Below are 12,572 nucleotides of genomic sequence, written 5' to 3' on the forward strand. Positions count from 1 at the left end.
GCGGTAAAGTCATGCACACACAGTAGACAGCTCAAGAGGCAAACAAAAGCCCCTTGTCTCAGGCAAAAAAATGCCCGCCGAGGAACCGTCCTCGGCGGGCATTTTTACATCAGCAGTGAATCAGGAACCCAGCAGCTCGGCCTTGACCAGCTTCGCCTGCTCGTCGGCGTGGTACGAGGAACGTACCAGCGGGCCAGACGCAACGTTCTTGAAGCCCATCTTGTAACCTTCTTCGGCGAACCAGGCGAAGGTGTCCGGGTGCACGAAACGCTGCACCGGCAAGTGGCTGCGCGACGGTTGCAGGTATTGACCGAGGGTCAGCATGTCGATGTCGTGTTCGCGCATGCGCTTCATGACTTCGATGACTTCCTCGTCAGTCTCGCCCAGACCCAGCATCAGGCCCGATTTGGTCGGGATATGCGGCATCATCTGCTTGAAGCGTTGCAGCAGGGTCAGCGACCACTGATAGTCCGAACCCGGACGCGCAGCCTTGTACAGGCGCGGCACGGTTTCCAGGTTGTGGTTGAACACATCCGGCGGCTCGGCGGCGGTGATTTCCAGGGCGATGTCCATGCGGCCACGGTAGTCCGGGACCAGGGTCTCGAGCTGCACGTTCGGCGACAGCTTGCGGATTTCGCGGATGCAGTCGGCGAAGTGCTGGGCACCGCCATCACGCAGGTCGTCGCGGTCCACCGAAGTGATCACCACGTATTTGAGCTTGAGGTCGGCGATGGCGATGGCCAGGCTTTCCGGCTCGTTGACGTCCAGTGGCTTCGGACGACCGTGGCCAACGTCGCAGAACGGGCAACGACGGGTGCAGATGTCGCCCATGATCATGAAGGTTGCGGTGCCGCCGGAGAAGCATTCGCCGAGGTTCGGGCAGGACGCTTCTTCGCAGACACTGTGCAGCTTGTGCTTGCGCAGCAGGCTCTTGATGCGGTCGACTTCCGGCGAAACCGGGATGCGCACGCGGATCCAGTCGGGTTTCTTCGGCAGTTCGGTGGTCGGGATGATCTTGACCGGGATGCGTGCAACCTTCTCGGCGCCGCGCAGCTTGACGCCGGCTTCAACCTTGGGACGCGGGGCCGGGCGCTCGGTCACGTCGAGCGTCGGGATCATGGTTTGCACTGCATCAGTAGTCATATCAGTCGATTCCGCCCGTGAGGGTCGTCTGCTCAGCATAGTCGAGGTGTTTGACGAGCTGCGCGCGCAGCCGGGCACTTACCTCGGCAAATTCAATCGATCCTGCGTGATCGCTCAGCTGGGTCATGGCCAGCCCGGCGTAGCCGCAGGGATTAATCCGTCGAAACGGTTCCAGGTTCATATCCACGTTCAGGGCCAGGCCATGAAAGGAACAACCGTGGCGAATGCGCAAACCCAGAGAAGCGATTTTCGCTCCATCGACGTACACGCCGGGAGCATCTGGCTTGGCGGCGGCGCTAACGCCGTAGCTGGCCAGCAGTTCGATGAGGCAGGCTTCCATGCGGCTGACCAGATCGCGCACGCCGAAACCCAGCTTGCGCACATCCAGTAACAGATAGGCCACCAGTTGCCCGGGGCCATGATAAGTCACTTGGCCGCCACGATCGACCTGCACCACCGGAATATCTCCCGGCAGCAACAGATGCTCGGCCTTGCCGGCCTGGCCCTGGGTGAACACCGGCGGGTGTTCGACGAGCCAGATCTCGTCGGCTGCAGCATTGCCGCGTTCGTTGGTAAAGCGCTGCATGGCATGCCAGACCGGCTCGTAAGCCATCTGGCCCAGCTCGCGAAAGCCCAGCGTGCCGTGCATCACAACACCATGTGCACGATGCCGGAAGCCCGCAGTTCGCTGTTGATGTTGTACAGCTGATCCTGGTCGGTGGCGACGATGTGCAACTGGATGGTGGTGTACTTGCCGTTGCTGCTTTGACGCTCGTCGATGCGCTCATCATTGATGGTCGCGTGTTTCAGGACGATCGCGATGATCTTGTCCTTGTTGCCAACACCCGTATCACTGATCACCTTGATCGGATAATCGGTCTGGGGAAATTCGATCTTTGGCGCCTTTACTTCGGTATCGGTCATGGCGTAACGGCCTCTATAGCGCAAGCCGTGGTAACGCACATGGCCCCGCACCGGATCGGGGCGGGGCCATGCAGGTCAACACAAAATCAGTTGAACAAGCCGTAGAAGAATAGACGGATGCTATCCCACATGCGGCGGAAGATACCACCCTCCTCGACGCCATCCAGAGCGATCAGGTCGGCGCTGTGCACCACCTTGTCTTCCAGTTTGACTTCGACTTTACCGATCACGTCGCCCTTGGCGATTGGCGCAACCAGTTGCGGGTTCATGGTCATGCTGGCAGCGAGCTTCTTCAGCTGGCCTTTTGGCAGAGTCATGGTCAGGTCTTGCGCCAGACCGGCCTTGACCTGGCTGGTGGTGCCTTTCCATACCGGCGCCTGCGCCAGTTCAGTGCCCTTCTGGTAGAAGGTCTGGGTTTCGAAGAAGCGGAAACCATAGGTCAGCAACTTCTGGGTTTCAGCGGCGCGAGCCACTTCGCTGTTGGTGCCGAACACCACGGCGATCAGGCGCTGGCCGTCACGTACAGCAGAGGACACCATGCAGTAGCCGGCTTCATCGGTGTGGCCGGTTTTCAGACCGTCAACGGTCTTGTCGCGCCACAGCAGCAGGTTGCGGTTAGGCTGCTTGATGCCGTTCCAGAAGAACTCTTTCTGCGAGTAGATCGCATAGTGAGCCGGGTCTTCGTGGATGATCGCACGGGCCAGGATCGCCATGTCGTGCGCCGACGAGTAGTGCTCAGGGTTTGGCAGACCGGTCGGGTTCATGAAGTGGGTATTGGTCATGCCCAGTTCGGTGACGGTCTTGTTCATCAGATCGGCGAACGCGTCTTCGCTGCCGGCGATGTGCTCGGCCAGGGCGACGCTGGCGTCGTTACCGGACTGGATGATGATGCCGTGCAGCAGATCGCTGACAGTCACCTGCGAACCGACCTTGATGAACATCCGCGAACCGCCGGTGCGCCAGGCGTTTTCGCTGACGGTCACCGGGTCGTTTTCACCGATCTGGCCGCGACGGATTTCCAGGGTCGCGATATAGGCGGTCATCAGCTTGGTCAGGCTGGCCGGTGGCAGACGCTGGTCGCCGTTGTTTTCGACCAGCACATTGCCGCTGCTGGCGTCCATCAGAACGTAGGCCTTGGCGGCCAGTTGTGGTGGCGACGGCATCATCTCGGCCGCGAAGGCGGCTGGCGAGAGGAGCAGCGGGACTAGCAGACACAGGCGTTTGGCAAAGGTGGTGATGTTCATCCGTCTCTCGAAATCGCTAATGGAAACTTGCCCGAAGGCAAAACTTATTCAGACAGCCTTCTAACGGGCCATCGCGTGTTCAGTTGCTCACTCCAGTCACCCTTGCCGGGCTTTTGTTCTTCGACGAGCCAACAACCTGGTTCACCCCCCGAATACCGCAAGTGAACCGTCAATCAAGGTCTACGTGTTACTCGGTGACCACGCTGGGCGAACCCAGATTGGCCAGCCGCACACTGTTCTGCACCTGGGCGATCTCACCCGGCGAGCCGATCGGCCCCAGGCGTACCCGGTGCAGGGTCTGCTGATTGCGCACGATCGAGCTGATGAACACCGGCGCGCTCACCATCCCGCTGAGCTTCGACCTCAGCAGCTCGGCAGCGTCCGGGTTGGCGAACGCGCCCACCTGCAGATACTGGCCAGACGCTGGTGCAGAAGCGTTTTTTTGCATCGATCTGCACGGGCACCACGGCCGCGGCGTGTTGCTGCGGCGGCGGCGTCCATTGCTCGACGGTACCGGCCGACGCGGTGATGACCGGGGCGCTATTCTGCGCCACTTGCGGCTCATTGAGCATCAGCGGCGCCGGACGGCCCTTGGCCGCCCACCACTGCTGCGGATCGATGCCTTCGACCTTGACCCGTGCGGTGCCGGTTTCGGCATAGCCAAGTTTCTTCGCCGCAGCATAAGACAAGTCAATGATTCGATCGGAGTAGAACGGCCCACGGTCGTTGACGCGCAGGATCACCATTTTGTTGTTGTCCAGGTTGGTCACCCGGACGTAACTTGGCAGCGGCAAGGTCTTGTGCGCGGCACTCATGCCGTACAGGTCATACACTTCGCCGTTGGCGGTGTTCTGGCCATGGAACTTGGTGCCGTACCAGGACGCCGTGCCCGAAGCCACGTAGGTCTTGGATTCCTGCAACGGAAAGTAGGTCTTGCCCAGCACGGTGTACGGATTGGCCTTGTACGGGCCGGTGTGCAGGGTCGGTGTCGCATCCGGGATGCGCGAAACATCGACATCCCACCAAGGCGCGCCGTCTTTGTGCGCGCGGTTGATGTCCAGGCCCGGTTGGGCGCGGACAGCGGTGGACGGGGTTTTCTGCGTCGGCGTGCGGCTGGTCGTGCAACTGGCGACCAGGACTGCCAACGCAGCGAAAGCCACCAGCTTCAGGGGTTTATTGTTAGGCAATGCCTGCATTACTTGACGCCCCGTGCTTGTACCAGCTGTTCAGACAGTTGATGTACGGCCATGGCGTACATCACGCTGCGGTTATAACGCGTGATCGCGTAGAAATTCTGCAGGCCCATCCAGTATTCAGGGCCGTTGTCGCCTTCGAGGCGAAATGCGGTAACCGGCATATCATCGCGCAGCGCATCATGACTTGACCAGCCCAGCGCCCGCAACTCTGCGACCGTTTTCACCGGTTCGATACCAGTAGTCAGGCCTTCATCAACCTGCTCGCCGCGTACATCGGCACGGCTGACCACCGGTTCGCCGGCGACCCAGCCGTGACGCTTGAAGTAGCTGGCGACGCTGCCAATGGCATCGTCCGGGTTGTTCCAGATATTGATGTGGCCGTCACCGTCGAAATCCACCGCGTAGGCGCGAAAGCTGCTCGGCATGAACTGCGGCAGGCCCATGGCCCCGGCGTACGAGCCTTTCAGGGTCAGCGGGTCGACCTGCTCTTCGCGGGCCAGCAGCAGGAACTCACGCAGTTCCTTGCGGAAAAATTCGGCACGGGGAGGATAGTCGAAGCCGAGGGTCGACAATGCGTCGATCACCCGGAAATTACCGGTATTACGTCCGAAAAAGGTCTCGACGCCGATGATCGACACGATCACTTGTGCCGGCACGCCGTATTCCTGCTCGGCACGGGCCAGGGTCGCCTCGTGCTGACGCCAGAAGTCGACACCCCGGGCGATACGTGCGTCGGTGATGAACATCGGACGATATTCGTTCCACTGCTTGACCCGTTCGGCGGGTTTGGAGATGGCGTCGAGAATCGACTGCTTGCGTTGCGCCTCGCGGAACACACCCATCAGTTGTTCACCGGCGAAACCGTAGTCGCGGGTCATTTCGCCGACGAATTCGGCCACCTGCGGCGAGCCTTCATAGTCGCCGGCCAGCGCTTCCTGCACGCTCCCCAGCAGGCCCACCAGGCCAACCAGCGGCGCGCATCGAGTCGCCCAGCCACGCATTACTTGCATTGCACTCTTCACCTTATTCAAACCTGTGCGATCCACTTGCGATGGGTATGGATCGACATCAAAACCCCAAACGCTGACAGCAGCGTCACCAGCGAAGTTCCTCCGTAGCTAATGAACGGCAACGGCACCCCCACGACCGGTAACAGGCCACTGACCATACCGATGTTGACGAAAACGTAAACAAAAAAAGTCATGGTCAACGCGCCGGCGAGCAATTTGCCGAACAGCGTTTGCGCCTGAGCGGTGATCACCAGCCCGCGACCGATCAACAACAGATAGATCAGCAGCAGCGCGCAAATCCCCACCAGACCGAACTCTTCGCCAAGCACAGCAATGATGAAGTCGGTGTGGCTTTCCGGGAGAAAGTCCAGGTGTGACTGGGTGCCGAGCAGCCAGCCTTTGCCAAATACGCCACCGGAGCCGATCGCGGCTTTCGACTGGATGATGTTCCAGCCGGTGCCGAGCGGATCGCTTTCCGGGTCGAGGAAAGTCAGGACACGCTGCTTCTGATAGTCGTGCATGACGAAGAACCACATCGCCACCGACACCGGCACCGCCGCCGCCAATACGCTGAGAATCCAGCGCCAGCGCAGGCCGCCCATGAACAGGACGAAGGCGCCACCGGCAAGAATCAGCAACGAGGTACCGAGATCCGGCTGGCGCACGATCAGAATGAACGGCACGCCAATCAGCATCAGGCTGATGCCGACGTGCTTGAGCTGCGGCGGCAAGGTGCGTTTGGACAGATACCAGGCGATGGTCGCCGGCATCAGGATCTTCATGAACTCCGAGGGCTGGAAGCGGATCACCCCGGGGATGTTGATCCAGCGCGTGGCGCCCATGGCGTTGTGGCCCATGATGTCGACGACGATCAGCAATATCACGCCGATCACGTAACCGAGCGGCACCCAGCGCGCCATGAAACGCGGTTCGAACTGGGCGATGACGATCATCGCCACCAGACCGATGCCGAACGACGTGGCCTGCTTGCCGAGCAGGTCCCAGCTCTTGCCGCTGGCCGAATACAGCACGAACAGGCTGCCGGCGGCGAGGATCAGCAACAGGATCAACAGCGGGCCATCGATATGCAGTCTTTGCAGCAACGTCGCGCGGCGACGCATCACATCCTCGCTGGAGAGCATGCGATCGAAGTTATTCATCACGGGCCGGGGCCTCCGCAGTGATAGGGCTGGCGTACTCGGCTTTCAGGTGGCCGTCCTGGTCGAGCAACCAGGCGTCCATGACCTGGCGCACCACGGGCGCGGCAACGCCGGAACCGGACTCACCGTTCTCGACCATCACCGACACGACGATTTTCGGATCATCGGCCGGGGCGAAGCCGACGAACAGGGCGTGGTCGCGGTGGCGTTCCTGGACCTTGGAGCGGTCGTATTTCTCGCCCTGCTTGATCGCCACCACCTGCGCGGTACCGGACTTGCCGGCGATGCGGTATTGCGCGCCGATCGCCGCTTTGCGCGCGGTACCACGGGCACCGTGCATCACCTGCTGCATGCCATGGTTGACCTTGTTCCAGTCGGACGGGTCGCGCAGGATGATGTTCGGCATCGGGTTTTCATCCACCGGCTTGACCCCGTCGAGGGACTTGGCCAGATGCGGACGGTTCCAGATGCCCTTGTTGGCCACCAGCGCCGTGGCCTGGGCCAGTTGCAGCGGCGTCGACTGCATGTAGCCCTGGCCGATCCCGAGAATCAGGGTTTCGCCGGGGAACCACGCCTGCTTGCGCGTCGCCCGTTTCCATTCGCGGGACGGCATCAGGCCCGGGGACTCTTCGAACATGTCCAGCGAGACCTTCTGGCCGATGCCGAACTTGTTCATATAGGTCGACAGCCGATCGATGCCGAGCTTGTGCGCAAGGTCATAGAAGTAGGTGTCGTTGGAACGCATGATCGCCGTGTCGAGGTCGACGAAGCCGTCACCAGTGCGATTCCAGTTGCGGTACTTGTGGTCGTAGTTGGGCAGCATGTAATAGCCCGGGTCGAACACCCGGCTCGAAGCCGTGACTACGCCAGCGTCGAGACCGGCAATTGCCACCGCCGGTTTGATCGTCGAGCCCGGCGGGTACAGACCGCGCAGCACGCGGTTGAACAACGGCCGGTCGATGGAATCGCGCAACTCGGCGTAGGCCTTGAAGCTGATACCGGTGACGAACAGGTTGGGGTCGAAACTCGGCTGACTGACCATCGCCAGCACTTCGCCGGTTTTCGGATCGAGCGCCACCACCGCGCCACGTCGCCCGCCCAGCGCGGCCTCGGCGGCTTCCTGCAACTTGATATCGAGGCTCAGGACGATGTCCTTGCCGGGAATCGGATCGGTGCGCTTGAGCACCCGCAACACGCGGCCACGGGCGTTGGTCTCGACTTCCTCGTAACCGACCTGACCGTGCAATTCCGGCTCGTAGAAACGCTCGATGCCGGTCTTGCCGATGTGGTGGGTGCCGCTGTAGTTGACCGGATCCAGCGACTTCAGCTCTTTCTCGTTGATCCGCCCCATGTAGCCCACCGAATGCGCAAAATGAGCGCCCTGCGGGTAATGTCGGACCAGTTGCGCGACCACTTCCACCCCGGGCAGGCGGAACTGGTTCACCGCAATGCGGGCGATCTGCTCTTCGGTCAGCTCGAACAGGATCGGCACCGGCTCGAACGGCCGACGGCCCTGACGCATGCGTTTCTCGAAGATCACCCGGTCCTCGGGCGTCAGCTCCAGCACCTCGACGATGACGTCGAGCACCTGTTGCCAGTCGCCGGAGCGCTCGCGGGTCATGCTCAGGCTGAAGCTCGGCCGGTTGTCGGCCACAACTACGCCGTTGCGGTCGAAAATCAGCCCGCGCGTCGGCGGAATAGGCTGCACGTGGACGCGGTTGTTTTCCGACAGGGTCGAGTGGTACTCGTACTGGATCACCTGCAGGTAATACAGACGCGCGATCAGCACACAGATCAGCGCCACAATCACGATCGCACCGAACACGACACGGCTGCGCACCAGACGGGCGTCCTTTTCGTGGTCCTTGATGCGGATCGGCTGAGACATGAGGGCAGGCTTACTTGTGGTAAGGGTGGCCGGACAACACGGTCCAGGCACGGTACAACTGTTCGCCGATCAGGATCCGCACCAGCGGGTGCGGCAAGGTCAGCGGCGACAACGACCAGCGCTGGTCAGCGCGGGCACAGACTTCCGGTGCCAGCCCTTCCGGGCCGCCGACCATGAAGTTGACCGTGCGCGAATCCAGGCGCCAGCGATCGAGTTCGACCGCCAGTTGCTCGGTGCTCCACGGCTTGCCGTGAACCTCCAGCGTGACGATCCGCTCGTTGTGCCCGACCTTGGCCAGCATGGCTTCGCCTTCCTGGCGGATGAAACGGGCCACGTCGGCATTCTTGCCACGGGTATTGAGCGGAATTTCCACCAGTTCCAGCGCCAGCTCGGACGGAAGACGCTTGGCATATTCATGCCAGCCTTCTTCCACCCACTTGGGCATGCGTGAACCGACGGCGATCAGGCGCAGTCGCACAGCAATCCCTTAGAACTGGTCTTTGTTGAGCTTGGTGAAATGCTCGTGGGTGTTTTCCGGGCTGTGGTGCTTGGCATCGGCCGCACGGCTTTGCTCGGCACCGGCCCACAGGCGCTCCAGGTCGTAGAACTGACGCGCCGAGGCAGTCATCATGTGCACGATCACCAGATCGAGGTCGAGCAGGACCCAATCGCTGTCGCCCTTGCCTTCTTCGCCCAGCGGCTTGGCGCCCTGCTTTTTCACTTCCTCGCGGACCTTGTCGAGCATCGCGTTGATCTGGCGATTGGAGGTACCGGTGGCGATGATCATGTAGTCAGTGATGCTCTGCTTGTCGCGCACATCGATGATCTGGATGTCCTGGGCCTTGACGTCTTCCAGCGCGGCGACGGCAATCTTGACCAGTTCGTCGCCCTTGAGCGGCTCGTTGGTGTTGACGGCTTCCGGCAGTGGTGCGCTCTTGAACGTGCCTTTGCGCTTTACTTTCGGTAGATCTTTATCAGTCATATGTAACTCGTTTTGCTCATGTATTCGGCGGCTTGGGGATACGGTGATCCGTATCGGTGAAGCGCGCCTTGTTCAGTTCGACGCACGGTACAGACCGTGCGCATCGATGTAGGCCAGGACCGCGTCGGGCACCAGGAAACGTACCGACTTACCGCTGGCCAGCAGTTGACGGATCTGGGTGGCGGAAACCGCGAGCGGTGTCTGCCAGACGAATGCAATCTGTCCGCTCGGCCCTTTCAGGGCCAGCGGGTCGCTCACCGAACGCGCTGCCAGCAGGTTGCGCAAGGCATCCGGCGGTTCGCTGTCGGCGTCCGGGCGCTGTAGCACCAGGATGTGGCAATGCTGGAGCAACTCTTCCCAGCGGTGCCAAGTGGGCAGGCCGCAAAATGCGTCCCAGCCCAAAAGCAGAAAAACCTGGGTCTCGGCGGGCATCTCTGCGCGCAGCGACTCCAGGGTATCGATGGTCCAGGACGGTTTGTCCCGCTGCAATTCGCGGGCGTCCACCACCAGCGGCGGCAATCCGGCCACCGCGCACTCGACCATCGCCAGCCGGTCCTGCGCCGACACCTGCGGCATACCGCGATGTGGCGGCCGCGCGTTCGGCATCAGGCGCAACTCGTCCAGCGCCAGGGCTTCGACAACTTCCAGCGCGCCACGCAAATGGCCGATATGCACCGGGTCGAACGTACCGCCCAGCACGCCAATGCGTTGCGGGCGCGACTCGCTGCCGGTGTGCGGCGCTGTCAGGTCGAGGTCGGTCAAGTCAGACCGTCGCCTGGCCGCGCAACTGGCCATCGCCGACCACGATGTACTTCTCGCAGGTCAGCCCCTCGAGCCCGACCGGGCCGCGGGCGTGCAGCTTATCAGTAGAAATGCCGATCTCGGCACCCAATCCGTATTCAAATCCATCGGCAAAGCAGGTCGGCGTGTTGATCATCACCGAGGCCGAGTCGACTTCCGCCACGAACCGGCGGGTGTCAGCGAGGTTTTCGCTGACGATCGAGTCGGTGTGATGGGAGCCGTAATGGTTGATGTGTTCGATCGCCTGCTCCAGACCGTCGACCACGCGGATCGACAGAATCGGCGCCAGGTACTCGGTGTGCCAGTCGTCTTCGCAGGCCGCGACCGCTTCGATGATCGCCCGGGTGCGCTCGCAACCACGCAGTTCGACGCCTTTGTCGCGGAACTGCGCGGCCATCGAAGGCAGGAAATCCCTGGCAACAGCCTGATCGACCAGCAGGGTTTCCATCGCGCCGCAGATGCCATAACGGTAGGTCTTGGCGTTGAAGGCGATGCTTTGGGCTTTGGCCAGATCGGCATGTTCACTGACGTAAACGTGGCAGATGCCGTCCAGGTGCTTGATCACCGGTACGCGAGCATCGCGGCTGATGCGTTCGATCAGGCCACGACCGCCACGGGGCACGATGACGTCGACGTATTCCGGCATGCTGATCAGCGCGCCGACGGCGGCACGGTCGGTGGTTTCCACCACTTGCACCACGGCGGCGGGCAGTTCGGCCTCGGCCAGACCGCGCTGAATGCACGCGGCAATCGCGCGATTGGAATGAATTGCCTCGGAGCCACCGCGCAGGATGGTCGCGTTGCCGGACTTCAGGCAGAGGCTGGCGGCATCGATGGTCACGTTCGGGCGGGATTCGTAGATGATCCCGATCACGCCCAGCGGTACGCGCATCTTGCCGACCTGAATACCCGATGGACGGAAGCTCATGTCGCGAATCGCGCCGACCGGATCCGCCAGTGCAGCAACCTGACGCAAGCCGACGATCATGCCGTCGATGCGTGCCGGGGTCAGTTCCAGACGCTCCAGCAGCGCCGGCTCCAGACCGTTGGCGCGACCGGCAGCCAGATCCAGCTCATTGGCGGCGGCCAGCTCGGCGCGCGCAGCGTCCAGAGCATTGGCGGCAGCCTGCAAGGCGCGGTTTTTCTGCGCGGTGCTGGCGCGACCGATGACCCGGGAGGCAGCGCGGGCGGCGCGACCCAATCGGGTCATGTAGTCAAGAACGGACTCAGTCATGGTCTGCTGGGGTCTTGGCAAAGAGGAAAGCGGCAGATTATAGCTGCCGCGTCCCGGGACTAACAGCGGTGACGGGCGGATGGTCGAAATGAGCTGCGTTTGCCCGTCGTTCAGACGTAATTAAGCTCAGCGTTGTTATCATCACGACCTCCTGAGCCTGGATCAACCTTGCCCATCATGACCAACGTGCCCCTTTGCCCCGAGTCCGCGCGCCTGCCCGTGGGCCTGCCGGACAGTTTTTTCGACCGCGACGCCCAGGTGCTGGCGCAGGCGCTGCTCGGCAAAGTCATCCGCCATCGCGTCGGCGATCTGTGGCTGAGTGCGCGAATCATCGAAACCGAAGCCTATTACTGCGCGGAAAAAGGCAGCCACGCCTCGCTCGGCTATACAGAAAAGCGTAAGGCTTTGTTTCTGGATGGCGGCCACATCTATATGTACTACGCACGCGGCGGTGATTCGCTGAACTTCAGTGCGCAGGGGCCGGGCAACGCGGTGCTGATCAAATCCGCCTATCCGTGGGTCGATGAAGTGAGCGGTCCGGCGAGTCTGGCGCAGATGCTGCTGAACAATCCCGATGCCCAGGGCCGACCGCGTCCGACACAGAAGCTCTGCGCCGGACAGACCCTGCTGTGCAAGGCGCTGGGTTTGAAAGTGCCGATGTGGGACGCCAAGCGTTTCGATCATGAACTGTTGCTGGTCGAGGACCCGGGACCGCCACCCGCGCAGATCATTCAAACCACCCGGTTGGGCATTCCGCTGGGCCGTGATGAACACTTGATGTATCGCTTCGTTGACGCTGCGTATGCGCAATGGTGCACGCGGAACCCGCTGCGACGGGGTCAGGTCGAAGGCCGGGATTATATTTTGCTTCCCGTAACCGACGCCGCATCCGTCAATGAATGATGTCCCTCCTGTGGGAGCGAGCCTGCTCGCGAAGGGGTCGTGCCAGCCAACGCTTCTATCGTCTGACACAGCGTATTCGCGAGCAGG

The 12,572-nt window shown here is 61.7% G+C and carries 12 protein-coding genes and 1 pseudogene; 1 reads left to right on the top strand and 12 read right to left on the bottom strand.

Annotation, left to right across the window (positions count from 1 at the left end):
- Positions 1-120: 120 nt before the first annotated feature.
- From lipA to AB4O45_RS09630, 12 genes and pseudogenes are all read right to left on the bottom strand, one after another.
- Positions 121-1,119 carry a lipoyl synthase gene (gene lipA, locus AB4O45_RS09575; RefSeq protein WP_160768663.1) on the bottom strand — a complete coding sequence of 333 codons (999 nt, stop codon included), beginning with the start codon at positions 1,117-1,119 and terminating at the stop codon, positions 121-123.
- A 25-nt stretch (positions 1,120-1,144) separates the two neighbouring features.
- The gene (gene lipB / locus AB4O45_RS09580; protein ID WP_076564273.1) at positions 1,145-1,792 is read right to left on the bottom strand and encodes a lipoyl(octanoyl) transferase LipB; all 648 of its coding nucleotides are present in this window, start codon (positions 1,790-1,792) and stop codon (positions 1,145-1,147) included.
- Entirely contained in the window at positions 1,792-2,067 is a 276-nt protein-coding gene (locus tag AB4O45_RS09585) for a DUF493 domain-containing protein (protein WP_024014446.1), read from the bottom strand. The genes lipB and AB4O45_RS09585 overlap by 1 nt, the downstream gene beginning before the upstream one ends.
- Before the next feature lie 86 nt (positions 2,068-2,153).
- Positions 2,154-3,311 carry a D-alanyl-D-alanine carboxypeptidase family protein gene (locus tag AB4O45_RS09590; RefSeq protein WP_016773028.1) on the bottom strand — a complete coding sequence of 386 codons (1,158 nt, stop codon included), beginning with the start codon at positions 3,309-3,311 and terminating at the stop codon, positions 2,154-2,156.
- 187 nt (positions 3,312-3,498) lie between these two features.
- Positions 3,499-4,507, bottom strand: a pseudogene (locus tag AB4O45_RS09595) (septal ring lytic transglycosylase RlpA family protein).
- The gene (mltB, locus tag AB4O45_RS09600) at positions 4,507-5,517 is read right to left on the bottom strand and encodes a lytic murein transglycosylase B (RefSeq protein ID WP_150638407.1); all 1,011 of its coding nucleotides are present in this window, start codon (positions 5,515-5,517) and stop codon (positions 4,507-4,509) included. Before mltB ends, AB4O45_RS09595 begins: the two are co-directional and overlap by 1 nt.
- Before the next feature lie 17 nt (positions 5,518-5,534).
- Positions 5,535-6,638 (bottom strand): rod shape-determining protein RodA, encoded by a 1,104-nt coding sequence (gene rodA, locus AB4O45_RS09605; protein WP_050977864.1) that lies wholly within the window; start codon positions 6,636-6,638, stop codon positions 5,535-5,537.
- Positions 6,639-6,669: 31 nt separating this feature from the next.
- Positions 6,670-8,565: a penicillin-binding protein 2 gene (mrdA, locus tag AB4O45_RS09610; RefSeq protein WP_041477721.1), complete on the bottom strand. Its 1,896-nt coding sequence runs from the start codon at positions 8,563-8,565 to the stop codon at positions 6,670-6,672.
- Positions 8,566-8,575: 10 nt separating this feature from the next.
- Entirely contained in the window at positions 8,576-9,043 is a 468-nt protein-coding gene (gene rlmH / locus AB4O45_RS09615; protein ID WP_011063671.1) for a 23S rRNA (pseudouridine(1915)-N(3))-methyltransferase RlmH, read from the bottom strand.
- Positions 9,044-9,052: 9 nt separating this feature from the next.
- The gene (gene rsfS / locus AB4O45_RS09620; protein ID WP_016773024.1) at positions 9,053-9,547 is read right to left on the bottom strand and encodes a ribosome silencing factor; all 495 of its coding nucleotides are present in this window, start codon (positions 9,545-9,547) and stop codon (positions 9,053-9,055) included.
- Positions 9,548-9,619: 72 nt separating this feature from the next.
- Positions 9,620-10,342: a nicotinate-nucleotide adenylyltransferase gene (gene nadD, locus AB4O45_RS09625; RefSeq protein WP_460161343.1), complete on the bottom strand. Its 723-nt coding sequence runs from the start codon at positions 10,340-10,342 to the stop codon at positions 9,620-9,622.
- Positions 10,311-11,582 carry a glutamate-5-semialdehyde dehydrogenase gene (locus AB4O45_RS09630; protein ID WP_460161344.1) on the bottom strand — a complete coding sequence of 424 codons (1,272 nt, stop codon included), beginning with the start codon at positions 11,580-11,582 and terminating at the stop codon, positions 10,311-10,313. Before AB4O45_RS09630 ends, nadD begins: the two co-directional genes overlap by 32 nt.
- Before the next feature lie 177 nt (positions 11,583-11,759).
- Here AB4O45_RS09630 and AB4O45_RS09635 point away from each other — a divergent pair, with 177 nt between their 5' ends.
- Positions 11,760-12,485, top strand: a complete 726-nt coding sequence (locus AB4O45_RS09635) for a DNA-3-methyladenine glycosylase (RefSeq protein WP_056790657.1) — start codon at positions 11,760-11,762, stop codon at positions 12,483-12,485.
- Positions 12,486-12,572 lie beyond the last annotated feature (87 nt).

Source organism: Pseudomonas sp. S2_B10, assembly GCF_054668425.1.

Coding starts and splice junctions, on each gene's coding strand:
- AB4O45_RS09590 (WP_016773028.1), bottom strand. CDS start 3,311: ATGAACATCACCACCTTTGCCAAACGCCTGTGTCTGCTAGTCCCGCTG.
- rsfS (WP_016773024.1), bottom strand. CDS start 9,547: ATGACTGATAAAGATCTACCGAAAGTAAAGCGCAAAGGCACGTTCAAG.
- AB4O45_RS09635 (WP_056790657.1), top strand. CDS start 11,760: ATGACCAACGTGCCCCTTTGCCCCGAGTCCGCGCGCCTGCCCGTGGGC.
- AB4O45_RS09585 (WP_024014446.1), bottom strand. CDS start 2,067: ATGACCGATACCGAAGTAAAGGCGCCAAAGATCGAATTTCCCCAGACC.
- nadD (WP_460161343.1), bottom strand. CDS start 10,342: ATGGCCAGTTGCGCGGCCAGGCGACGGTCTGACTTGACCGACCTCGAC.
- lipA (WP_160768663.1), bottom strand. CDS start 1,119: ATGATCCCGACGCTCGACGTGACCGAGCGCCCGGCCCCGCGTCCCAAG.
- mltB (WP_150638407.1), bottom strand. CDS start 5,517: ATGCAAGTAATGCGTGGCTGGGCGACTCGATGCGCGCCGCTGGTTGGC.
- rodA (WP_050977864.1), bottom strand. CDS start 6,638: ATGCGTCGCCGCGCGACGTTGCTGCAAAGACTGCATATCGATGGCCCG.
- mrdA (WP_041477721.1), bottom strand. CDS start 8,565: ATGTCTCAGCCGATCCGCATCAAGGACCACGAAAAGGACGCCCGTCTG.
- lipB (WP_076564273.1), bottom strand. CDS start 1,792: ATGCACGGCACGCTGGGCTTTCGCGAGCTGGGCCAGATGGCTTACGAG.
- AB4O45_RS09630 (WP_460161344.1), bottom strand. CDS start 11,582: ATGACTGAGTCCGTTCTTGACTACATGACCCGATTGGGTCGCGCCGCC.